The following is a 23,394-nucleotide window of genomic DNA, read 5'->3' on the forward strand; positions in this document are numbered from 1 at the left end:
CACCGAATACAATCCGCTCCACAATTGTCATAGCTTCGGGAAAACCTTTAGTATGCGCGGCCTCTTAATTCTCCTCCTATTCTACCTACTCATGTTGGCAACGCGCGGCCAGCACCAAGAAACACTCATACCGCGGCCGCCAGCATTCATGCCTCCACCTTGATGCGCCAGGCCAACAGAGGTGGTTCAAACGGCAGATCGCGGTGCGAGGCATGCTGGGTCTGAGCTCTCGGCGTACGGAACACGCGACAATTCCGGCACCCTCTCACCCGCGATCCGTCAAGCCACCTATGGTCCTGCTTATGATCACCAGGCTCAGTCAGGGCCGAAGATCACATAGAGCAGGATTACGACCACCACGACTGCCCAGCCGGCGGATGTAAAGAAAAATGCTACTCGCGTCGGCATCGGACGGTCTCTCCGGCATCAGCCATTTGGGAGACCGCCAGTGTCGGAGAAGCAGCCTCGTTGCATCTGTCTTGGGCCTGTATCCTGGGTTGCGCGTACGACAATTGCGACCACCGGTTTGAGCGGAGAACAATCTTTTGTGCCCTCGCCGGAGTTCGTCAAGCCTGCCGGTCAACTATCGACGAACGCCTTGACGTGCCACCCAAAGAGCGTTCCTGGCTCTGCGCAGGCGGGCCTTGTCATTGGGATTTCCGAAGTGCGCATCGAAAAGGGGCATCTTTTACGCGCCGGCGCGCACATTTGAAGATCGCTTTGCCGATGCGAACATCAGCCTCATGATCGCGGCCCGCGTCCTCATCGCACGTCGCCCCAAGTCTCTTCGACCAACGCATCGATCATATCGGATACATCAAGTTGCCCGACGTTAAGCGTCAGCGAGATCCGCAACCTTGCCGTTCCCACAGGCACTGTTGGCGGCCGTATCCCGCGGATATCAAAGCCGCGCGCCTGTAGTGCAGAGGCGAGCCGCATCGCGCGGGCGTTGTCGCCCACGACGTAAGGAATGATCTGGGAGTTCGAACGGCTCGGGCGCCCGCACACAACGAGCTGACGATGTGTAAAGTCGATCAGATCGATCAGGCGTTGCTGCCGCTCAGGCTCCTCCTGCAGGATCAAGAGTGCTTCTCGCACCGCGACAGCCATAAGGGGTGATGGCGCGGTGGCGAAAATGAATGGACGGCATCGATTGACCATGAAGTCGCACAATACGCCGGAAGCAGTGACAAGCGCGCCCGCCGCGCCCAGCGCCTTCCCGCAGGTGTGGACTACCACCAGATCTTCGCGCCCCTCATAGGAAGCGGTGAGCCCCCGTCCCTGCTCGCCGTAAACGCCTGTGGCATGAGCCTCGTCCACGACCAGGAACGCCTCGTAGCGCTCGGCGATTGCGACCAGATCTTCAAGCGGCGCGAAGTCACCGTCCATACTGTAGAGGCTCTCCACCACGATCCAGATGCGCCCCATTCCGCCCTTGGCGCGCCAGTCGCCAATCGTATCTTCAACCGACTGTAGATCATTATGGGCGCTTATCCGAAACTCGGCTCGGCCCGCTCGCGCGGCTTCATGAATGCTGGCGTGCACGAGCGAATCGAGAACGAGCAGATCGCCCCGCTCCGGCAGCGTTGTCAGAACAGCGAAGTTTGCGATATAACCGCCGCCAAAGAACAGCGCTGCCTCCGATCGGAAGAACTGCGCCGCCTCGGCTTCGAGAGCTTCGTGCTCCTCGCAATTGCCGCGCAGCAGCCGTGACCCACCAGCTCCGATCGGCGTGCCGGCCTCAAGCGCGGTGAACAGAGCCTTTTTCATGCGCGGCGCGCTCGCCAGGGCCAGATAATCGTTCGAAGCAAAATCAGTCCCTGCGCGCGGCTTTAAGCCGCGCAGTCGATCGTCTCCTCTCAAGGCTTCCAGGGCCGCGGCATAGCTGTCAAGCTTGCCTATATGGGTTGGGTACATTGCTCAATCCGCTAATGCCATCAATCTAAACGACTGTGATGGCTACAAAAGAAGTTGAAGGGTCCGCCGCGCACTCTTTCAAGCCGGTCGGACGCAACTGTCTCCCATCAACCAGCACGATGCGCGGCTTGCACGTTTTCTCTCCCCGAAGGACGCATAACTGCAGCCAGTCGCGCGCCCATTAATCGCCACCATGATTGGCAGCCGGAGTGCTTCGATTACGTAGGTGACCGCGCTTCGGTTTCGATTTTGGCAGGTCACAGCGTGTCCGTTGATCAACTATCCCGCCCCCGCGACAGCGCGCGACCGCGTCGCACAAACTTGCTCCTATCACCGGCGCGCGACGCATTTGCAGGAAGGTCGAACGCGCGCTGGCCAAAGAAGTCGAGCGCCCCCGTAGCCATCCGTCCGGCGAACAAGTCCCCTGCTGGGGTGCATGTCGCGACTAAACGCACTCGCATCTCTTAACGCTACCAAACGGCACGTGCTTGACGTCATTCCATAGGATAGTCGGGCAGAACCAGCATATCGAGGCCATCCTCAACACGCTCGCCCATGCCGGTGATGCCGCCGCCGCACACCTTGATGCCGGCGCCACGCGGAGACACCTGCGCCCCCAATTCTTTGCACCTAAGGGCCTTTCCGAAGGCCACCGAAAGAAGGAATTGCGGTGCGGACGATTCCCCCCGCATGGTTATTTGGCAGATTGCGCTTCGGCATGCGCGCGCAACCTTCGTACTGACCGGACAAATGCACACTCTCTCAGCGAGAGTGATCTGATCGTATCATAAGCGTACGGTACGTACCGGAGCGAGCGTGAGAAGATTTCCAGCTTCGGCGCGCCGAACCACCGGCCGTCTTGCCGCACGTCACGGCAGCCGCACCAGCATTGCGATACGGCCAAAAATCTCAAGGCCTGCTGGAAGCTTTTTGTCTTTCGATTGCATGAGCGGGGGCACTCTTGCAGCACCTAGGACAGTGAATTGATTTTGCAATGGTAGCGCCTGAAGCGGCCGTCGCGTTTGTTGAACACCTGCCGTCTGACGTCCGCTTCTAACCAACAGCTCACCCACAGTCGCTTGCGCTGTTGGTAATGTCAGGAGATCGGAGCGGGCCTGATACTCCAGTAGGCAAGCCGAGCCCGACCGGTCCGCGGTCGAGGTCCACTTCAGTCGTTCTCCTCCCGCCGTGTTCGGTTGATGACGTCTTGTGCCTGGAACCAGACACGGGAGGCGCGAGCAATCCTGCTGGCGCAGCACGGGCCACGTGATCTCGCTCGATTCAGACAAGGCCGGCAGACCATGTTTGATGGCACGTCGATTGCTGGGGAGATGGAAAAGAGACGCAGGCTTGGGCGACCTCGCGGTCGCCAAGTCAGGAACTCACAACGTGGTTCGAGCCGGCCTGGTCCCAAGTGTGACAAATCGTCCGTTGGAGAAGACATGACAAGACATGCGCGGCCGTCAACCGTCGGAGACATAGTGCAGCCGAGGCGGATCGATCTCGCCGCCGCATATCGGCTGCTTTGTCGGTTCAGCCTGAATGACAGCATCGACAGCCATATCTCGGTCAGCCTTCCCGGCCCTCAAGACCTTTTCTTTGAGCCAATACGTTCGGGATGCGGTTGGAGTGGCAACCGCCTGCAATCTCATCACAGTCGATATCAACTACGACAGTTTCGATGATCCCCACCGGTTGGGTATCAATCCGGCCGGCTTCGCCAAGCCCGCGCCATCCATATCAATGACGCGCGGCGTCGATCGGCTCAAGACACCGAGGACAGTTTATGAACGCTCCACCAGAGAAGATCACTCCAGAAACCGACGCTACGGCTGCGACCTGGGATAATCTGTCGCCGCTACTGGTCGATATCCGCGCGCGTCGAGACGAGTTCACCCGCGCGCAGAAGATTCCAGACGAGATCATCGAGGGCTTCAAGCGCGTTGGCGTCTATCGGGCTATGGCCGCCAAGCGATTCGGCGGCGAGGAGCGAACGCCGGCCGATTTTTGTCGCCTGATCGAGCGCATTTCCGAAGCCGACGGCTCCGCCGGTTGGGTCGCCAGCTTCGGCGATGGGGCTCGCTACCTCGCGGCTCTTCCGGACGACACGCTTCGCAAGGTATACGCGAACGGACCTGACGTGGTGTTGGCAGGCGCGCTTTTCCCGCTCCAGCCCGCCAGGCGAAGCACCGACGGATTTGTCGTGAACGGCGTGTGGCCATTCGCCAGCGGCTCACCGGGCGCGGATCTGATAGGCGTTGGCATCACTGTGGAAGACGATCCGACCGGTGGCCTTGCGCGTGTAGCCGTGATGCCGGCCGAGAAGGTGACAATCCGCCCCAATTGGGACGTCATCGGCCTGCAAGGCACCGGCAGCCACGAGGTCGTTGTCAACGATGTCATTGTGCCGGAGGAATGGACCTTGATCCGCGGCGGTCCGCCGACACTCGACGGGGCGGTCTATCGTTATCCGTCCGTGGCTTTCGCTGCACAGGCGCATGCGATTGTCGGCATCGGTATTGCGCGCTCCGCGCTAGACGAGGTGATCGCCATGGCCGGAAGCCGCGCCTCGATCACTGGAGCGCCCGTGATGGCAGAGCGCGCCTATATCCAGCTGGAGATGGCCAGAGCCGAAGCCATGCTGCGTTCCGCCCGTTCCTTCTTCTATGAGGCCACCGAGGAGCTGTGGAAGGAAGCGCTCGAGGGTGCGGTAAACCCGAGCACGGCGACGCTGATGCGGCTCGCCGCGACGAACGCCGCACGACAGAGCGCTGAGGTCTGCAAGATTGCAAGCGGTCTCGCTGGAACTGGGTCTCTCTATACCACCAGCAATCTGGCGCGCGCCATGTGCGACAGCTTCGTGGTTGCCCAGCACGCAGCTTTAAACGAGGGAACGCTCCAGAGCGCCGGCCGCCTCCTGCTCGGATGTGCAGCACAGCCGGGCTTTCCATGAAGTGGTTCATCCACGAGCAATTCCGCACGCCCCGCAGCAACGGATTGCAGGACCTGTGATGCGGTCTGCCGCTAGAGGACTTGGCGGCCTGCCAGCCTTGGTTGAAGGACAAGAGAGAGACGTTTGCGGTCAGCCGCTTCTCAAAAACACCACTGCATATCCGTGGAGGATCCCTTCCCCGTCGCAAACATAGCGAGCGCTCTCATAAGTCTCTACGCCCCCGCCTTGATCATCGTCGTGTCGAGCCCGATCCACTTGCATTTCAGCGCAACGGCTCGCGGTTCAACTCACGAACCTTCCACGCCGCCGTCGCTGAAAGGGGCGAGCGACGTCCGCCCGGCAGGCCGGTACAGGGACAGACACGCACTTTTCAACCACCGGGGCAGCAAGACGGGAACGTCAATTGGAAGACAGTGACCTATCCGGCGCGATCGTGCCCGAACCCCGCAGTGTTGCTTACTTCGCGCTTGGGCCGCGCTTACCCCAGCACTTTCAAAGAATCATAATCACCGTAGATAGGCACTCGTCAGCTTCTCGAAAGCCAACCTTCCTAGCATTCGAACCTGGTCTCTAGATGCCGATGCCGCCTATGACTGGACTGGTGACGAACGTGGGATACCCGCTTGACGGATCGGCAAGAGACTTTGTTCGAATAAGAGCAAGGAGAGCATTATGGATTCCAATCGGATAAACGGTGCCGGCTCGCCAGGGTCCCCAACGGGGTACGTCCGCACACAGGAGGACCATAATCTATTTAGGCAGGCTATGAGTGAAGCCAGGCCAGCGTCTGCTGCGCCTGCATCGGCAAAGGCTCCGATTTGGCGTTCGAGTGAACCATACGGGACCTTCTCACGCGATGGCTACTCTTGGAACAACGACGTATGGGGTGTGGGCGCTGGGCCTCAAACGATTTCGGTGCATGCAGTCAACCAGTGGGGCGTGTGGTCGAACCAGCCCAATACTGCTGGCATCAAGAGCTATCCGCACGAGGCCTTCAATATCGGAAAACCGCTGAGTTCAATCAACACTCTGCAATCGAGCTTCAATCAGGGTGTTCCCACTAGCGGCGCCTGGGACGTCGCCTACGATATCTGGGACAGCACAAACCAGCATGAGATAATGCTCTGGACCAATTACACCGGAAATCCGGACGGCAGCGGCAATGTCAAACCAATTTCTTATCATTATCGGCAGGATCCTTCCGGGGCAGCGATCCCGGTCTACACCAACGTCGACGTGGGCGGGGCGACTTGGAACGTGTTTGAAGGCTTCAATGGTCACAAGGTCATCTCACTCCTGCGCACTTCGAAGACGAACAGCGGGACAGTGGACATCAAGAGTATCCTGCAGTGGATCAAGTCAAAGGGCTACTTCGGCGACATAAACGTCGGTAGCGTCCAATACGGCGTCGAGATCACCTCGTCCCCAGGGGGAATGAACTTCAATTTCAACGACTGGACCGTGACCTCAAAGTGAAGATCGCGGGCGAAGATGTGATCTGCGCTTTGCCATTGAGCGGCGCCAACTGACGACCTCGGCTTGCCGTTTGCGACTTATGAGCCGGCGTTAAGGTGCAGTCGCTGTATAGTCCACGGCGACGCGACTGTCGGTGACCTTGACGTTGCGTCCACCTCGATGTGGATCGAAGGTGACGAACAGATTGGCGGTGCCGTTGCGGCGATACTCGTAATCGTAGCGCTCGCGCGGTCCCCGTTGGGCCGGGACCGGGCTGGCGTACCTTGCCGATCAGCAGAACGGGTCTCGCCGAAGTAGACCAGCGGCCGGGCGGGATTCTGCGTTTCGGCGAAGAGGTCGAGCACGTCCTCCATACGGACAACGTATTCGCCGTCGACATGGGGAATGTACCACATGCCCCTGCGCCACGGCTTGAGGTCGTTCTCGGCCAGCCGGCGGGTTTCAGAAGCGGCGAGCTGTGTACGTTACGGACTGACCTCGCTCTTTCATAGACGCGGGATTCGGCTAGTGTCCATCTAACCCTGTGCGTTGACTGGCGGGCCGGCATGCGATTAGCAATGCGCTACGAAGCTGAGACGGGACGAACGCGTCCTACGTTAACATTGCTTGTTCATACGGTCTTTCTTTGCGCATGCGCCCCCGCTCGTCGCCCTGCTGGAACAACATCGGCAAATGTGCATGTATTATTTTCGAGCGATGAGCTGCCGGCCGATAGTGCCCCGAACAGTTGTATGTTTCGGCGAGGCGGTCCGTTTTCTCACCAAGTCGAGGTGGGCTCCCGCTCCCTCATGGCAGTGCAATCGAAGGGGTTTGATGTGCGACCATGACTTTATCTCCGGCTGCTCCTGGCACCGCCGCCGGGCGCTTTGCTCTGCTCGATCTTACTCGCCGCTGCGTTTACCCTGTGAGGACCACGCCATGAAATCGCTCAAGCTGATCGGCCTTGCACTTGGAGCAGCGATTGTGCTGTCCAGCGCGGCATTGGCGGAGGACATCACCATCGCCGTCGCTGGACCGATAACCGGGAGCGAGTCCGCCTTCGGGCGGCAAATGAAGAACGGCGCAGAGATGGCGGTGGAGCAGATCAACGCTTCCGGCGGCGTACTCGGCAAGAAGATCGCCCTCGACGTCGAGGATGATGGCTGCGATCCCAAGCAGGCGCGATCGGTAGCGGAGAAGGTCGCCGCCGCCAAGATCCCATTCGTTGCCGGTCACTTTTGTTCTTCGTCATCGATCCCTGCCTCGGAAGCCTATGCGGATGGCGGCGTGCTGCAGATCACGCCGGCTTCGACCAACCCGCTATTCACCGAGCGCAAGCTATGGAACGTGGCGCGCGTCTGCGGCCGCGACGACCAGCAGGGCCAGGTTGCCTCCCAGTACATTAAGAAGCACTTCAACGGCAAGAACATCGCCATTCTGAATGACAAGACCACTTATGGTAAGGGGCTTGCCGAGGAGACGAAGAAGTCCCTCAACAAGGCCGGCATCATCGAGAAGATGTACGAGTCCTATAACAAGGGCGACAAGGACTTCAATGCGATCGTCTCGCGCCTGAAGCGAGACAATATCGACCTCGTCTATGTCGGCGGCTATCACCAGGAAGCGGGCCTTATCTTGCGCCAGATGCGCGATCAGGGCCTGAAGACCGTACTGATGTCGGGCGACGCGTTGGCTGACAAGGAATATGCCTCCATCACCGGCGCGGCTGGAGCAGGCACGCTCTTCACCTTCGGCCCCGACCCGCGCAAAAAACCGACGGCGGCTGCGATCGTCAATACATTCAGGTCCAGGAGTATCGACCCCGAAGGCTACACGCTCTATACTTACGCTGCTGTCCAGGTCTGGACGCAAGCCGCAACCAAAGTCGGCACCACCGATCCGAGGAAGGTGATGGACACGATCAAAGCGGGCTCCTGGGACACGGTGATCGGCAAACTGGAATACGATGCCAAGGGTGACATCAAGCAGCTCGACTATGTCGTTTATAGGTGGGACGACAAGGGCGGCTATAGCGAGACTAACCCGAGCGCATTCTGACGCATCTTGGTCCGACGCATCAAAGCTGGCGTATTCCAGGGGCGGTGATTAACGCCGATTGATCGAGTGCTCCAGGGCAGCAAGTTGCGGCCGGAAGAGATTGAATGTCTGAGCTCGGCCTATGCAAGGCCCCTGCGCTCGCTTTTGCCTGGTTGATCGAGACGACCTTATCGCCGAAATCGTGGCAAAGAAGATTAGCGAGATCGGCGCAGCGGGTTTGGCGATCCGGCAGAGATATCAAAGCTCGCCATCGGCCTAAAGCGAGCATCGCATACATAGCTGATCGTTTTATCTTTACTTCCGATCGATGCACAGCCCGCTCCTGCAGGAAGGCCTCACGGCTTGGACTCAATGGAGCTTATCAGGCTTGACTAATGCAAATCTTTGAGCGGTCGGCAGATGAGGCGACTGTTCGACAACTTGCAGTCCCACATGCTTCCGTGCGACACGTATCGCTCGTGCCCGTTGATCCACGAAGAGCTTCGACCTGAGATTACTGCCCGGCCCATGGAGAACAAGGCGGGGCCGGTCCCTCTACCCCGGGGACGCCGCGCTGCGGATTACAATGGCTTTTGTCTACCGTTCCTCATCTGTCGACTGATCATTCGATATACCGCCGAGCGCGTCACCCGCATTGCGACTTTCGGCCCTCGGCATTTTCCGCGACATTGCGCAGGACGAGCTCAGAAAGCTGCACAACCAGCTGTTTCAGACGCGCTATTTCTTGCCTGCACCGCGCCAACTCGCGCTGTTCATCTGTCATTCTAGATACTTCATAGCGGTTCCCAGCCGCATGATTCATGTTGAACCTCTATCCGACTAGGTAAGCGCGAACGACGGCTCGAGCATACCCCTTGCCCGGGATTGTACCGGCAGATCGGCATTTTTGCGCCAGTAAACATCGTACGCAGCGATCCACGATCTTGCCGCCTCCGCTTAGTGTGCCATCCCGGCTACAGATCTGAGCGTCTCGTACAAAAACTCGCTTGCCATGAGGAGCACGAGATCGAGTTTTGCCCCCTCGGGACGGCTCTCGCGGAAATAGCCACATCGGATCCAATTGCCTTCCTGATTTGCATTCACATATCAACCAGACCCATCAAACCTGGAACAACATCCGTCCAGGCTCACGATGCGATCGCCGTTCCTGCTGGAACGATCCGCCAGCCGTGTTCCACAGATATCAAAAACGCGTCTGCAGTGCGGAGGCGATCCGCATCGCGCGCTTTACTGTCGATGCTTTCCTTGACTGGACGGTGACCATCCACCTGCCCGCATGATCAAAAGAAAATCAGACGCGTCGATTTTGCGCAGCGCATTGCGCCAACTCCGCAAAGGAATTGCCTTTTGGGTACTGCCACGGCGCAATGCGGAAGGCGTCAGTCTCGAGCCCAACTTGGCTATGCCCTCCCGAGCCTTGGTGCTCGGCTGGAAGGTGATCGCGGCGCGGCGCTGGCCGCCCTGCTTCGTCCTTGTTCGAGAAGCAAGCGGTTTGTCATCGAGATTGGGAATGGGAATGGCCAGCAGGTTGTTATCAGAACTTCTGTGGTGATCCCCAACATCGAATATGAGCTCGAAGAGGAGAGCAGAAGAGGTTGAACATCAAAGGGAACCGTGCAGAATGATCGAGACCACGCAGCTGGTGGGGATAGTTGATGGTTGGCGTACCCCGGCGATAGAACGGGGCGTTTCTTGCCGCACCAAATGCGCATTGCGCGTCCCGCCCGTCGACATCCACGCCGGCGGTCACCAGCCATACTGGCTTGGCGCCGGCATCGGCGAGAGCCGCTCCAATCAATTCCATCGGCACGAGCCGACCTCAGCTCCTTAGCCGGTTTTGCAGTGCCGGCCGGCTGACGCCGAGATTCTTGAGGTTCAGCGGGTCTGGCTGACCTGTTGCCAATCCCCTGAGCAGCGCGCGCGTGCCGGACAAAAACGCCACAATCATAGCTGTTCTGCTGCTTGGCCATGTCGGCTGGCCTGAAGCTGAGGCCCAGCCGGTTGGCGAGCCTTGCTGCACGCGCGTCATTGTATCCCCGGATGGAGTCGTAATGATAGGCGACCGGCCGTTGCCGGTCCCTACGATCAACGACCGCCTCCTTCCCTCCTTCGACACCTCCGCGGCTTGACCAGCGCGACGCGCATCAGCTGCCCTTCGAAATCCCAGGCAAGCAAAATAGAACTGTGAGCAGCTCGCGCCCATCGCGATCCGGCTGACACAATTCGACTTGCAGTTTGCGCTCGTTAGCAGCGTGTTTGCTCCAAACATTTGAGCATCGGCACAGCGTATCAAAAACACGACCTTTCTGGTCCAAGCTTCGTTACTGTAGTGGTCTGTGTGGAGAATGGATTAGCCGCGCGCGAAATCCAGGCAATCCAGGACGTGGACGGCGCCTCCACGCCGATCTTGCCCCTGCTCACCAACGCGGATTCGGCGCCGTCGGTGGGAGTCCGCGAAGAACGCCAGCACGCTCGCGCTCCATAACATCTGCATCGTCAGACAAAACTCTCGACCACAGGAGAGTGGCTTTCCATGTTGGCCAATACCGCTCGGCATTTCACTGTGACGGACCAGCCGAATGAGCGGCAGTTCCACAAGCCCCATTGTAAAGATGCTCAGATCGGGCATCCGCGCGGCAAGTAGCCTGGTGCGCTCGGACCAATCCTGTCCGCTCTTGGCCGGAATGACCATCTCGAGTTCGAGATCGTCGACGCTGGCCATGCTATTCGGATAGCCAACAAGAAGCTTCCAAAATGATGACCATGGTCGCCACTTAGAAACCACGTGATCTTCTGGAAAAGACGAACACATACGACATCACACAAAATATGACGTGCAATGTGCCTTGAGCGCTCACGTGTACAAGCCCATTCAAAAACAGAATGCGTCACGCACGTCGACCGCTGGCGGATCCCTCAGCTGCCTGTGAGAGATCGGCGGCTTGAATTTTATGCGGATGAGCTAAAAGGCCTTGAATCGCACGTAGCGTCACGTTGTACCATTGCGAAGTAGCTGACGAGGATGCCCGGCAAATCGGACCGGCCCGCTGTTTGCTGCCACCGGTGAGACGATGATACCAATGCGGTCGATGTGTGTACAGCAGAGGGCGACACGGCCCCAATCCCCGCCTGTGGGATCGCGCGAACGGGCTCCGAGTGCTCGCATGCGCACAACAACGTACTTCGTCCCAGCCCAGGAAATGCTGGGTTACTGCGCTGTGCGGCCGGCACGTTGACGCCGTTCTAACAACCGCGGATCGTCCCTGTTCGGCGCCGCTCATTAGTCAGTATGGCTTTGACGATCCTCAGGACAACGGACAATACACACTTCAAGGTTTGTGCGAGCCAGTGTTGAGCCGCACATCAATATCGTCTGATAAAAAAAATGACGCCAGATTTCTCCGATCATTGATCCTTTCGCAATTAGAATTTGCGGTGAACGTTTTGCCGCAAATAACCGTCGGCAGTTCTCCCTCTGTCGACGACAGACTTCGGCCCGGCCATCGAAATGAGGCCGGGCTTTTTTTGCCACCGATGAACGACAGTTTGGAGTGTTCTGGCCCGCGGTGTCTGATGATGGCGAAGGGTTAGGGAGACAAACGTAAGCGATCGATTGGGAGGATAGTTCGTCACATGCTGAAATCGATCAATACGATCCTAGCGCCCGAGCTGCTCTGGCTGCTCGCCCCCATGGGCCATGGCGACTGCCTCGTGGTCGTCGACGCCAACCACCCGGCCACCAGCATTGTCGCGGCGACTCTGCTCGGAGCGCCTGATCCAGCTGCCGGGCATGAGTCATGGAGAGGATCGTCCGCGCCATCCTAACGCTCTATCCGCTCGACGATGTCGTCGATCCGTGCGCGTGATGATGCCGGTCGACGATCCCGACCGTGTGCCCGGACGCAGCGCACGGTGCTGGCCGAGTTCGAGCGCTCGGTCGGCCGCGCCATCAGTCCCGGCAAGCTCTCGCGTCCGGATTTTTTATCGCGCGGCGGCTACGGGCTTCGGCGTCGTGCAGGTGGGTGACAGCAGGGGATATGGGTGCTTCCTGATCAGGAAGGGCGTGATCAGCTAAGAGAAAAATTCTGCGCAAAATTGCGCAGAACTCTGCACCCAAATTTGAATGGCCTCCGCGCAACCGACCGACTATTGTCGATCCATGTCTCGCCTTGTGTGTCTAACTGCTACTATCATCATGTCGCTGCTGCCGGTCGTTACGAACGCTGCGCCAATTCAAAAGCGGCCCAAGCCGGTCTGGCAAGGTTACGGATTCCTGCCAGGCTATCGCCAGCCGCTGAGCAACAGCATTCCGCTCTACAAGCAGAAGGAAGCGATGCGTCGGCTCTCGCGCGCCGACCGACGCCACTGGTATATTGACCCGGTTCCTCAGTACTACGGTTGGGATGGCGAGTGGCACTATTTCGGCAGTCCCGGCTTTGGCGGCGGCCGCTACAACGGCGGGAGCTTCGGGCCGTGTTGGACGCGGACGCCGATCGGGCCGATCTGGAATTGCGGGTGATCGGGCGGCGCGGCTAGGAGAAACTTCGGGCCATTGCGCCGGGATCACGTCGAGGCGTTTACCGACGTCCTCGCCGATCTTCGTCATCGCGCGGCAGCCGCACGGGCAGCGTGCTCTCAGATTGGATGATCAGCTCCACCTGCGGCAAATGAGCAGGCAAGTAACCCGATTGCGATGACGATCTTGATCCAATCCGGCGCGAGATCCCCCTGATGATCGCCGCCGTCTTCTCCTGCGTCGCGTCCAGGACGCCTTGCGGGATAATCGGCTGCTGCAGTTATGCTGGACGCCTCACGGCGATCTTGTCCGGAATGAACAACATGCTTCAGCTCGCTTTCCCATTGAGACAATAGCGACACGAAGCGCGTGCTGAAATCCGCCCATCTCAAGGAACGACGAGAACTGATGCAATTGCTTTGGCATTTGTTCGAAGCAGTGCACCAGCTTCCTAGAGGGCCAGACCATACAGCAGCCGTTTAGACGATTAAACGCTTCGAGCGCCGGCTGGCAGTGTTGATTCAAGCATCTGAAACGGCTCGGGCGGGCCAAATTCCGGACTGTGCACTGCAACAAACAAGCAAGCATTTCACTCGATCACCTCCTCGGCGCGAGCGACGAGCGTCGTCGGCACTTCGATGCCCAGCATCTTGGCGGTCTTAAGGTTGACCACAAGATCAAATTTCGTCGGCTGCTCCACGGGAAGATCAGACGGCTTCCTGCCACGCAGAACCTTGTCGACGAGCTCAGCAGCGCGGCGATAAAGGTCAGTGAGGTTGGGTCCATAAGATATCAGGCCTCCCTCTTCGACGTGCTCCCGCTCACCATAGATAGTCGGCAGCTGCGCCTCCAACGCTAACGTGGCGATCCGACCCCTGTTGTTATTTACAAGCGGATCAGCACACACATAGACAGCGTCTACCCTGCCTTTCAGTGCTTTGAAGGCGGTCCCGATATCCTCCACGCGACGGAATTCAGGTGTGACAAATTCGGGATTAACAGACTTGGCCGCCTTCTGCACATCGCGCATCTCTAACGCAGCTCCCGCACTACAAGGATTGGCAAGGACTCCCAATCGGCGCAAACTCGGGACCAGCTCGCGAATTAGCTCCAGTCTCTTACCACTGAGATCGGACCCTTGATACGACAGCCCGGTGACGTTTCCGCCTGGTCGCGCCAGACGCGACAAGCCCGGTGCAAACTGGGTCGGTCGATATCGCGAAGTCGATCGGGATGTCCAAGGTCGCCTGTTTCGCCGCTATAACGGGTCCAGCTCCCGCAGTGACAATGATATCGACCTTCTTGCGCACAAATTCAGTCGCGATTTCGGCGGCGCGCTTGTTGCTGGCCTCGGCCCAGCGATATTCGATAGCCACCTTCCGCCCCTCGGGCCAACCGAGCTCGCTCAGTCGCTGCAAGAAAGCAGGTAGAGATTTTCTCTGGGCCGAGGCCGTAGTTGCGCCCAAGTATCCAATTGTCGATATCCGCTCTCGTTACTGCGCGCGGGCGACGAGCGGCCACATGGCCACGACACCAAGCATACCAAGAAATCGACGCCGCCTCATTTGTCCGACCCGAGGCATCAAAACGGGCAGCTTATAGCACACAGGAAAGGGCGCGTGGGGTGCCCCTCGACGGCTACCAGATGCGATATATCTATTTTCTCGGTCCGTCCGCGCGTGCGCGGCTCGCCTGCAAAGAAATCGCATATACCGAGATCATGCGGCGTGGCGCCGGCATGTATCGCGGTAATGCGCGTGGCAAGTAGGCGATGGCCGACAACCAATCGGCAAAGCGGCGCGGCAGCGGCGACCGCCACGCTCCAGCTTGAGCCGACATGTCGGGTCTTGGAAGCGAAGCAGAAATCATGTGCTCGTTCCGAGCCTTACCGGTTGTGACCCGCAGCGGTCCATCGGTGACAGCTGCGCACCGTCCGCTTCCAGACCAGCAACGGACTAGCCCCTCGCAGGCCTAGAACACCGATCCTGGCCCGAGGCTGACGGACACATTGCGTGGACAGCGCGGCATAAGGCGGACTCATTGTTGCTCACTGGCAGCCACGCAGTCACTTGCGAAATACTTCGGCGCGTCTTAAGAGGCAGGTAAATGTTCTTTCTCTCGAAAGGTCTCGAAGTTCTCTAGCTCGCTCCAAACCATATCGTTCGCCAACAACAAGATAGGAGTGAGTCACCGATCTGCGTCAGGTCGGCTGCCATATTCGATTTCCATCACAACCTGTCCGCTCACAGGATCTGCTTCACAATTTCTTCAAAAGGAATTAATCTGCTGCCGTTGCGGAATTTCAAACTTGATTGGAGCGTCGACGATAATGCGTAAGGAGTATTCAAATGCCAACCAACGGAGAGCCGCGTAGAGCAATTACGCTTGGTGGAGGTGGGCCGGCAGCGGGGCTGCACATCGGGGTTCTGGAGGCCCTTGCCAATCAGCCCGACCTGAAGTTCGACGTATGGTCTTTGTCTTGCATCGGTGCATGGGTCGGTGTCGTCTACAACCAGTCAGACAAACCCAATGCTCAAGGTAAGGTCGAAGAAACATACGAATTCTTCAGAAATGGCGTATTTCGAGATGATGAAGGCTACAGGCGCTTCCCGATAAACACCGTGTTCGGGCCGGATTGGCGCAGCAACATCGACGCATTCAACAAATTCGTTAGTGACCCCAAAAATTATAAAGACTTTCAATGGCAGCCCTACAGGATGTTCGATTACGTCCAGGAATCGCTGTCAATTGTGATGGACCAATTGCCGACCGGCGAAAGAAAATCCTTCAAGAGGTTGGACGAAGGAGATCTCAATCGATGGATACTCAACCAGTTGATGGCTCCTAATCCCTTCATCCGCTATCTGACATCCCTGATGTACCTGTCCAAGTTCAACGGACTCTCCAGAATAAACTACCCGGAGAGCGAGTTCATGAAGAAAATCAAATTCGACCGGCTGTCCCCATCCGGTCGCGACGACGCGGAGAAGACACCCCTGATCTTTCACAACGCGTGGGACCTGGATCATCACGAGCTCACGTACTTCGCAAATCGTCCGATGCCGGTGCTGAACAAGACCGACGAAAGCATAAAGAAGAGGTACGGCGGCCCCATCACCGCACAGTCTTTATGCGCGTGCTCGGCTCTTCCCTTCATCGAAGAAACCGTGGAGATCGATGGAACGACCTACTGCGAAGGGGCCTTGGTGGACACGGTCAATTTCGAGGGACTGCTCGATCTCCAGGTGAGAGGGCAGAAGCTCGACGAAATATGGATTAGCCGGATTGTCGATTCTAAACAGATCCGAAAGCCGGACAATCTTCACGATGCGCTGGCAAATCTCTGCCAATTGTTTGCAGCTTCGGTTGGCGAAGATGACGTCAAGCTGTTCAAATACCACGTCCGGTACGACAAACGAAAATGCGACGCATCGAAAGACAACGCTGCGGAAGACCAGAATTCCAAAAAAACAAGCGCTGAAGCTTCGAAGAATGACGCTGCGAAGACTAAGAATTCGAAGGCCAAAGATTCGCAGGTTCACAGTTCAAACGACGTATGGAACGGCACGGTTGTCGAAATTCACGTCCCCGGGCACATCAACTTCAAATGGAATCACAGCAACTTGGACAATGGGCGAAAGCTGGGGCGAGAGTCTGCGGAGCAAGCGATCAAGCAATATCGCCAAAACAAGGATACACCCCATCCCGGAGAGCCGCTCTTCATCAACGAAAGACCCGAGCAAGATGCCGATTGGCGACGAATTCGCGATGACTATCAAAAGCTGAAGAAAGTGCTCGCCGAGAATTAGCAGATCTGAACTATCGCGGGATCACCGCAGTCGATCGAGCAAAGCCCGTGCTTGCTTGAGGTCTTGCGTCTCAAAACCCTCGGTGAACCAGTCGTAGACGGGCGTGAGGACCTTGATCGCTTCTTCACGGTTGCCTTCCTCCACCCAGACGGCGGCAAGATCCATTGCGGCTCTGAGTTCAAGAGCTTTGGCCCGTTGGGCACTTGCGGTCGTTAAGGCCTTTTGCAGCAACTCGGTTCCGGCATCCCTTGAACCGCGAAGCATCAGCGTACGCGCTTTCAATCGATACAACTCGGCCTCAAATATCCGTTCGCTATTCCGACTGGTTGTCGTCAGGCCCCGCTCGATAAGCGCCATCGCAGCCTCGTAATCCTGCCCAAGCAGCAAAGCCGGACACAACAGCACATATAGCGCCGTGATTCCCAGTTGGTAACCCGCGCCACGATATTCGTCCATTGCAGCTCGGATCTCCTCGACGGCGCTGGAGGAGGGGTCAAGCATTGTCACGCATATGCCACGGACGGCCTGCGCCAGCCCGTGCCATTGACGGAATCCGTGCTCCTCCGACAAGCTGCGACAACGGTCTGCATAGCGTTGCGCGCGCGACATTTCGCCGCGAAGAGCGTGGAGAACAGAAGCATAGTAGCATGCATACGCTTGCGAGTGAGGATGATTGATGACGTCTGCTCGTTGAATGGCGGCATCCATGCGTGCGCTTGCTGCATCAAAGTGACCGAGCAGCCAGAGAACCCATGACATCAGCGCGAGGTCAGCTACTCCGGCATCCTGACCGGCTGCACGGGCGGCCAATCTGTCATCCTCAGAGCTTGCCTCGAACTCCGCAACCGCGCGCTCGATAGCTTCGCGGGCATCAGTGAGACGTCCCATGAAAAGGCGAATCATGGCCTGACCGCGGGTCGCATTGAGCAGCGCTGGCCGATCGCCGCGCGTCTCGGTGAGATGAAGCAGTGCCGCGATTGTTTCCTGGGCTACCGGCAACTCGCCGCGAATGACGCTCGCGGTCGTCAACCAGAACATAATTTGCAATTGTTCAGGGGGATCTCCGAGGCGCTCGCACAGCTCCCGCGCGCGAGCAAAGGTTGCCACCGCTTTGTTAGAAGCGGGGCCCTGGGTAGCGATGAGGCAGGGTCCCAGCGCGACTGCAAAATCAAGCTCTAACCTGTCCTTTCGTTCACCATTGGCCAAGTGGATAGTGGTCTCGATACCCCGCTCCAGTTGAGCGATGGCCTCGAGGTTGGCGGAGCGCATGGCGGCTTTCCTGCCTGCCAGCAGCCAATATCCCGTCGCCTTTTCGAACAGTCCCGCCTCGGTTAGATGATGCGCGATTGTTTCCGGTTGAGCTTCCACGATTTCCGGGAAACGCTGCTCGAAGGCGTCCGCAATCATGGCATGCAGCGCCGCGCGCCGACTCTTCAGAAGTCCCGAATAGGCAGCATCCCGCACGAGCGCATGTTTAAAGGTGTAAACCGCCCGGGGTATCTCGCCTCGGCAAAATATCAGCTCCGATCGAACCAACTGGCCAAGCGCCTCGTCAAGTCTCTCTCTGGGCATTCCAGCGACAATGCTCAGCAGTTCGTAGGAGAACTCGCGACCAACCACAGCGCCAATCTGAGCCACCTCCCTCACCGGGGCCAACCGATCCAGCCTTGCCATGAGAGACGCATGTAATGTCGTCGGAATCGCCATCGGAGGCAGTGGCCGGCTGAGGACATAATGATCGTCTTGCTCGTGCAACAAGCCTGTTTCGAGCACCGTCTTGGTTAGTTCCTCGACGAAGAGGGGTACGCCATCGGTACGGGCGAGGATCTGGTCCATGACCTCTTTTGGGAGTGTCTTGCCGGCCGTAACGCGCTCGATCAGTGCTGCACCGTTGCGTCGGTTCAGGCGCGTGAGCGACACCGTCGTCACATGCGCATGACCCGGCCAAGGCGGCATGAAATCCGGCCTCGCGGTGATGAGCACCAGCGCCCGAAGCTGCGGTACTCGTTCCAGTGTAAGCGTCAGCAGCTCAAGCGACGTAGGATCGGCCCAATGAGCATCCTCAAAGGCAATGAAGACGGGCTGACGTGCCGCGAGAGTATTGAGCTGCATCAGAAGCGCCGCCAGTGTGATCTCCTTCCGCTTCTGCGGGCTCAGCTCTGGCAGCTGGTAGCGGCCACCGGTAGGCACCGACAGGAGGTTTGCCAAAGGTGGTACTATCTGGTCTGCGGCAGCACCGGATTGCGCCAGCAACGCCTGGAGCTTGACGAATTTCACATCTGACGAGTCGGTTCGCTCGAAATGCGCGGCTCGTTCGAGTTGGCGGATGAACGGGTACAGCGCGCTGTTAGTGTGGTGCGCCGAGCAGAAAAGGCGCAGCGTGATGTGCGGTTCGGTTTCCTTGAGTCGTTCTTCGAGCGCTTGTGCGATGTGCGACTTTCCGATGCCCGGCTCTCCGGTGAGCACCACAGCGCTGCCCTCATCACGGGTGGCGTTGTGCCAGCGACGTAACAGCAGATCTATCTCCTCGTCGCGCCCGATTGGGGGTGTCAATCGAGTCTGGTGCAGCGCCTCGAATCGGCTTTCCACCCCGCTCGTTCCCAACACCTCCCAAGCTGGTAGCGGTTCTACCCATCCTTTGAGTATAGCCGGGCCGACATTGCGGTATTCGAATTGTCCCTCCGTGAGTCGACGCGTACTCTCACAGATCAGGACTGTACCCGGCATTGCGAGCGCCTGCAGGCGTGCGGCCAAATTCGGCGTCTCACCAATCACCCCCTGTTCCTTGGCAGCGCCTTCGCCGATCAAGTCGCCGACCACAACCATTCCGGTAGCGATGCCAATGCGAACCTGGAGCACCGCGCCGACATCTGTCTTCAGGTTAGCGACGGCATCCACCAACGCCAACCCGGCGCGGATCGCCTGCTCGGCATCATCCTCGTGCGCCTGGGGAAAGCCGAAATAGGCAAGAACGCCGTCTCCCATATAGCGGGCGATGATCCCCTCAGATTTGGTGATAACCTCAGCGATGCAAGCGTGGTAGGCGCCGATTACCGCTCGCAGGTCCTCGGGATCAAGGCGGACCGAGAGTGCAGACGAGCCCACTAGATCGCAAAACATCACCGTGAGCTGACGGCGCTCGGCGCCCTCCCGCGGTACCGTCTTGCTTCCTGTTGGAGCTGCCGGAGGGACATCGCCCCGAAGTTCGGCAATCGCACGCAGCATCTTGCGCCGATGTCCCAGCAAGACGCCAAGGTCCTTCAGGTCCTGCTCCGTAAGATCGCCCAGGACCGAAAGATCAATGGCGTTCTCGGCGAAACGCCCCGCGTACTCACTCAAGCCTATCGATGCTAGCCATTCCGCAATAGCTGTCATGGCAAACCTAATGGCTTCTGTCGTGATAATAGCACGTTTGCTGGACATGCGAAGGGGCTCGTCCAGCCACGACGTGTGCAATCGCCCGTACCGGGAAAACGCCGACGCATAGCTACGGTTCTAACCGACCGATTTGCAGCTCTTCGCATGCCCCGATGAGCATGCATTCAGCTTATGACATTCTCGTCCATTTGCGCCAGCGTTGGTCGCATGCCAACTTGCTTCTCATCTGAAGCATCGACCCATAGGCTTGAGAGCTCGGACCCGAGCCGGAATGTGCGTCCGGTTCTAGAAGTAGACAGGACTAGACTTGCGCGGTTAGGATACTTCCGCTTTCGGGCCCGAAACCGAAATGCGGCCCTAGCCTTTTTTGTCGGCTTGTCAGGGTAGACCGGACGCGAGCGGACGGCGGTTCGAATAGACGCTCATGACCCTCAGCAGAACTAGCGCGTCTGCAGGATGTCCGCCTTTGCGCCAACAGCGGCCACTCCTAACAACTCAGCTGTGCACCTTCGGAGTGCGAGTCGACGGAATGAAGGGACGCCTAACGGCTGGATGCAGCATAGAGCAGTTCGGCGGAGAGAGTGCCAGTCAATCCCCGTTGAAAGATCAAGCATTCTTGACCTTCCTGAACCAAAACCCGCGAGTTGAGCTACAGCCGAAATACATGGTTTGGTCCGAAGCTCAAGGCGTGTCGGAATGCCCCTAACTGCGCTGCGACGACCGTCCCCTGGTGCGAATGGGCGGAAACATCAAAAGGCGGAAACGGCGTTTTTCTTGTCGCGCAAAAGTGGCACGACTGCCCCTCGCCGCCTAAGCGGCGAAGGAGCAGACTGCGGGCACTTTAGCTCGGCACACTGCTGCCTTGATCGATGTGAATGGCGCCGGTTCGCAACTCACGGGAGCGGCGTGAACTTCAGCTGGCTGAGTGGTGCGACCTTGTCGGTACGTGTCATCTTGAATTCGGTGTTCGGACCAAGCCATTTGTCCCAAATCTGGTTGATCTCGCCAGCCTTGTCCATGGCCAGCAGGGTCTCGTTGACCTTTGCGAGCAGTGCCGGCTCGTCCTTCTTCATGCCGATGCCGATCGGCTGCAGCACCATGGGCTCCTCGATCATCTTCAGCGGCTGCCCGGCCTCCTTGGACTGGCTGACGAGCTTGGTAATGGTCATGGTATTCGCCACCATCCCGACCGCCTTATTCTGTTGAACCGCCATGAAGGCCGAACCGGTATCGACGAAAGTCAGCGGGTCGGATTCGTTCATCTTGATCGCGAGTTCCGACGTCGATCCTTTGGTCGATGCCAGCCGCTTACCCTTGAAGTCGGCCTTGGCGGTCCCGGGGTCGCTCGCCTTCACTGCCAGCATTTCCTTGGCGATGTAATAGGGATCGGAAAACTGGATCTGCTCGGCGCGCCCCAGCGTGTAGGCGAGGTTCGCCACCGTGATATCGACGTGACCGAGCTTGACCTCGGGCACACGCGCCTCGACCGAAAGCGGCGTGACCTTTGCGACAACGCCCCAGTGTTGGGCGATCGCCTTGCAGAGGTCGACGTCAAAGCCGACCATCTCACGTGTCTTGGCATCCGGCGCCGCGAACGGAGGCACGTCCGCGAAGGTTCCGCAGCGCAGCTCCTTGCGCTGGGTAATGTCCGAGAGCTGGTCGGCGCAAGCCGCTGACGCGATACCAGCAAGGCCTGCGATCGCGGCCCCCAGCCCGATTGAACGATTCTTGAAAGACATATTCGTTCTCCTCCAGATTGATCACATCAAGTCAGCGCGCTCACCTTGTGTGCAGGTCCGACAGGAAACGCTGCGCACGGGGATGTTGTGGTGAGCGAAAGAAGTCGACCGGAGCTCCCGTCTCGAGCACCCTCCCAGCGTCCATGAACCAGACGCGATCGGCGACATCACGCGCGAAGTTCATCTCGTGGGTCACGCACATCATGGTCATTCCATCGCGCGCAAGCCCACGCATGACGGACAGCACCTCGCCCACCATCTCCGGATCGAGCGCGCTGGTCGGTTCGTCGAACAGCATCGCCGGCGGCTCCATGGCGAGCGCGCGGGCGATCGCCACGCGCTGCTGCTGTCCGCCGGAGAGCTGGCCCGGATAGTTCTGGGCTTTGGCCGCGAGTCCGACGCGATCCAGCAGCCGCAGGGCAGCTTCGCGCGCGTCGCTGCGCTTGACGCCGTTCACCTTCATCGGCGAAAGCATGACGTTGTCGAGCGCACTCAAATGTGGAAACAGGTTGAAGCTCTGGAAAACGAATCCGATCCGGCTCCGCAAGTGATTCAGCGCCGTGCCACCCAGCTTGCCATGAACGTCCCTGCCTTCGAACAGCACCGAGCCCGACTGGATTTCGTCGAGCCTGTTGACGGTGCGGATGAGCGTCGATTTGCCGGAGCCGGACGGCCCGCAGACCACCACCACCTCGCCCTTCTTCACCTCCGCGTTCACGTCGGTCAACGCGGCGAGTGCCCCAAAAAATTTGTGCACAGCGACGAATTTGATCATCGGATCGGCATCCCGGGATGGAGTCTCCTGCGACATGGTCATGCCCCTGATGCGCTTGCGGGCACGGCAGGCAGTGCAGACATGGCAACCGGGCCTGCGGTTCGGCGCGCGGTTATCCGCCGTTCGACCATGTTGATGGCCTGCGTCACGGTCCAGCAAACGATGAAGTAGCTGATGGCAAGGATGAAGTAGACTTCAAAGGGCTTGGTCAGCAACCGGTTGTTGATCTGTCCGGCCGCGAAGGTGAGCTCCGGGACGTTGATGATGTAGCCGAGCGTGGTCTCCTTGATGGTCGAGACGAACTGACTGAGGATGCTCGGGATCATGTTGAACAGTGCCTGCGGCAGAATCACGTAGCGCATCGCCCCGAGACGGCTGTGCCCGAGCGCTCGGGCGGCGTCCATCTGACCTGTTGGCAATGCCTGAATTCCGGCACGCACAATCTCGCTCAGGAATGCGGCTTCATAGCCGACCAGCGTGACGAGCATGGTTGCGAAGGCCGGCACGCTATGGCCGATCAAAAGCGGCAGCACGAAATAGACCCACAGAATGATCAGCAGCAGCGGCACGCCGCGGGTGATGTAGACCAAGGCCATAACTGGCCAGCGCAGCGCCCGCCACGGCGACAGGCTGGCCAGCGCCATCACGACGCTCAGCGGAAAGGCCAAGGCAATACCGAGGACGGAGAGAATGAGGGTGGCCGCGATACCGCCAAGCGGGCCGTTCGGATACTGGCCGACGAGCAGCAACAGCCAGTTGTCCCTGACAATCTCGATCATGCTCGGGAGCAGCGA

Annotated in this window: 12 protein-coding genes and 2 pseudogenes; 6 read left to right on the plus strand and 8 right to left on the minus strand. The window is 58.7% G+C overall.

Annotated features, from left to right (window positions below; all coding sequences use genetic code 11):
• Positions 1 to 762: 762 nt before the first annotated feature.
• Positions 763 to 1,917: an 8-amino-7-oxononanoate synthase gene (locus tag AAE027_RS27320; protein ID WP_370987005.1), complete on the minus strand. Its 1,155-nt coding sequence runs from the start codon at positions 1,915 to 1,917 to the stop codon at positions 763 to 765.
• A gap of 1,786 nt (positions 1,918 to 3,703) precedes the next feature.
• Between AAE027_RS27320 and AAE027_RS27325 the strand changes: the two genes are divergently transcribed.
• The gene (locus AAE027_RS27325; RefSeq protein ID WP_130212527.1) at positions 3,704 to 4,870 is read left to right on the plus strand and encodes an acyl-CoA dehydrogenase family protein; all 1,167 of its coding nucleotides are present in this window, start codon (positions 3,704 to 3,706) and stop codon (positions 4,868 to 4,870) included.
• Between the two features lie 765 nt (positions 4,871 to 5,635).
• Positions 5,636 to 6,346, plus strand: a complete 711-nt coding sequence (locus tag AAE027_RS27330; protein ID WP_370987006.1) for a glycoside hydrolase family 12 protein — start codon at positions 5,636 to 5,638, stop codon at positions 6,344 to 6,346.
• 108 nt (positions 6,347 to 6,454) lie between these two features.
• On the opposite strand, the pseudogene AAE027_RS27335 reads toward AAE027_RS27330, so the two are convergent.
• Positions 6,455 to 6,783, minus strand: a pseudogene (locus AAE027_RS27335) (IS630 family transposase); the annotation flags it as partial.
• A gap of 481 nt (positions 6,784 to 7,264) precedes the next feature.
• Here AAE027_RS27335 and AAE027_RS27340 point away from each other — a divergent pair.
• A complete protein-coding gene (locus AAE027_RS27340; RefSeq protein WP_370987007.1) occupies positions 7,265 to 8,383 on the plus strand; it encodes a branched-chain amino acid ABC transporter substrate-binding protein in 1,119 nt (372 codons plus the stop codon).
• 2,350 nt (positions 8,384 to 10,733) lie between these two features.
• Here the strand turns inward: AAE027_RS27340 and AAE027_RS27345 are convergent.
• Positions 10,734 to 11,105: a hypothetical protein gene (locus tag AAE027_RS27345; protein WP_370987008.1), complete on the minus strand. Its 372-nt coding sequence runs from the start codon at positions 11,103 to 11,105 to the stop codon at positions 10,734 to 10,736.
• 911 nt (positions 11,106 to 12,016) lie between these two features.
• Here AAE027_RS27345 and AAE027_RS27350 point away from each other — a divergent pair.
• Both AAE027_RS27350 and AAE027_RS27355 read left to right on the plus strand, forming a co-directional pair.
• A complete protein-coding gene (locus AAE027_RS27350) occupies positions 12,017 to 12,208 on the plus strand; it encodes an RbsD/FucU domain-containing protein (RefSeq protein ID WP_370987009.1) in 192 nt (63 codons plus the stop codon).
• A 334-nt stretch (positions 12,209 to 12,542) separates the two neighbouring features.
• Positions 12,543 to 12,902: a hypothetical protein gene (locus tag AAE027_RS27355; RefSeq protein ID WP_370987172.1), complete on the plus strand. Its 360-nt coding sequence runs from the start codon at positions 12,543 to 12,545 to the stop codon at positions 12,900 to 12,902.
• A 586-nt stretch (positions 12,903 to 13,488) separates the two neighbouring features.
• Here the strand turns inward: AAE027_RS27355 and AAE027_RS27360 are convergent.
• Positions 13,489 to 14,275, minus strand: a pseudogene (locus tag AAE027_RS27360) (ABC transporter substrate-binding protein).
• 972 nt (positions 14,276 to 15,247) lie between these two features.
• Here AAE027_RS27360 and AAE027_RS27365 point away from each other — a divergent pair.
• Positions 15,248 to 16,708, plus strand: coding sequence for a patatin-like phospholipase family protein (locus AAE027_RS27365; protein WP_370987010.1), 1,461 nt, complete (start codon positions 15,248 to 15,250; stop codon positions 16,706 to 16,708).
• Positions 16,709 to 16,729: 21 nt separating this feature from the next.
• Here AAE027_RS27365 and AAE027_RS27370 read toward each other — a convergent pair whose 3' ends face one another.
• The 4 genes from AAE027_RS27370 to AAE027_RS27385 all read right to left on the minus strand — a co-directional run bounded on the left by AAE027_RS27370 (position 16,730) and on the right by AAE027_RS27385 (position 23,391).
• Positions 16,730 to 20,131: an AAA family ATPase gene (locus AAE027_RS27370; RefSeq protein ID WP_370987011.1), complete on the minus strand. Its 3,402-nt coding sequence runs from the start codon at positions 20,129 to 20,131 to the stop codon at positions 16,730 to 16,732.
• An 848-nt stretch (positions 20,132 to 20,979) separates the two neighbouring features.
• Positions 20,980 to 21,825 (minus strand): ABC transporter substrate-binding protein, encoded by an 846-nt coding sequence (locus tag AAE027_RS27375; RefSeq protein WP_370987012.1) that lies wholly within the window; start codon positions 21,823 to 21,825, stop codon positions 20,980 to 20,982.
• Between the two features lie 40 nt (positions 21,826 to 21,865).
• Entirely contained in the window at positions 21,866 to 22,642 is a 777-nt protein-coding gene (locus AAE027_RS27380) for an amino acid ABC transporter ATP-binding protein (protein ID WP_370987013.1), read from the minus strand.
• Entirely contained in the window at positions 22,639 to 23,391 is a 753-nt protein-coding gene (locus AAE027_RS27385) for an amino acid ABC transporter permease (RefSeq protein ID WP_370987173.1), read from the minus strand. Before AAE027_RS27385 ends, AAE027_RS27380 begins: the two co-directional genes overlap by 4 nt.
• Positions 23,392 to 23,394 lie beyond the last annotated feature (3 nt).

Source organism: Bradyrhizobium sp. DN3 (genome assembly GCF_041357655.1).
Lineage (GTDB): Bacteria > Pseudomonadota > Alphaproteobacteria > Rhizobiales > Xanthobacteraceae > Bradyrhizobium.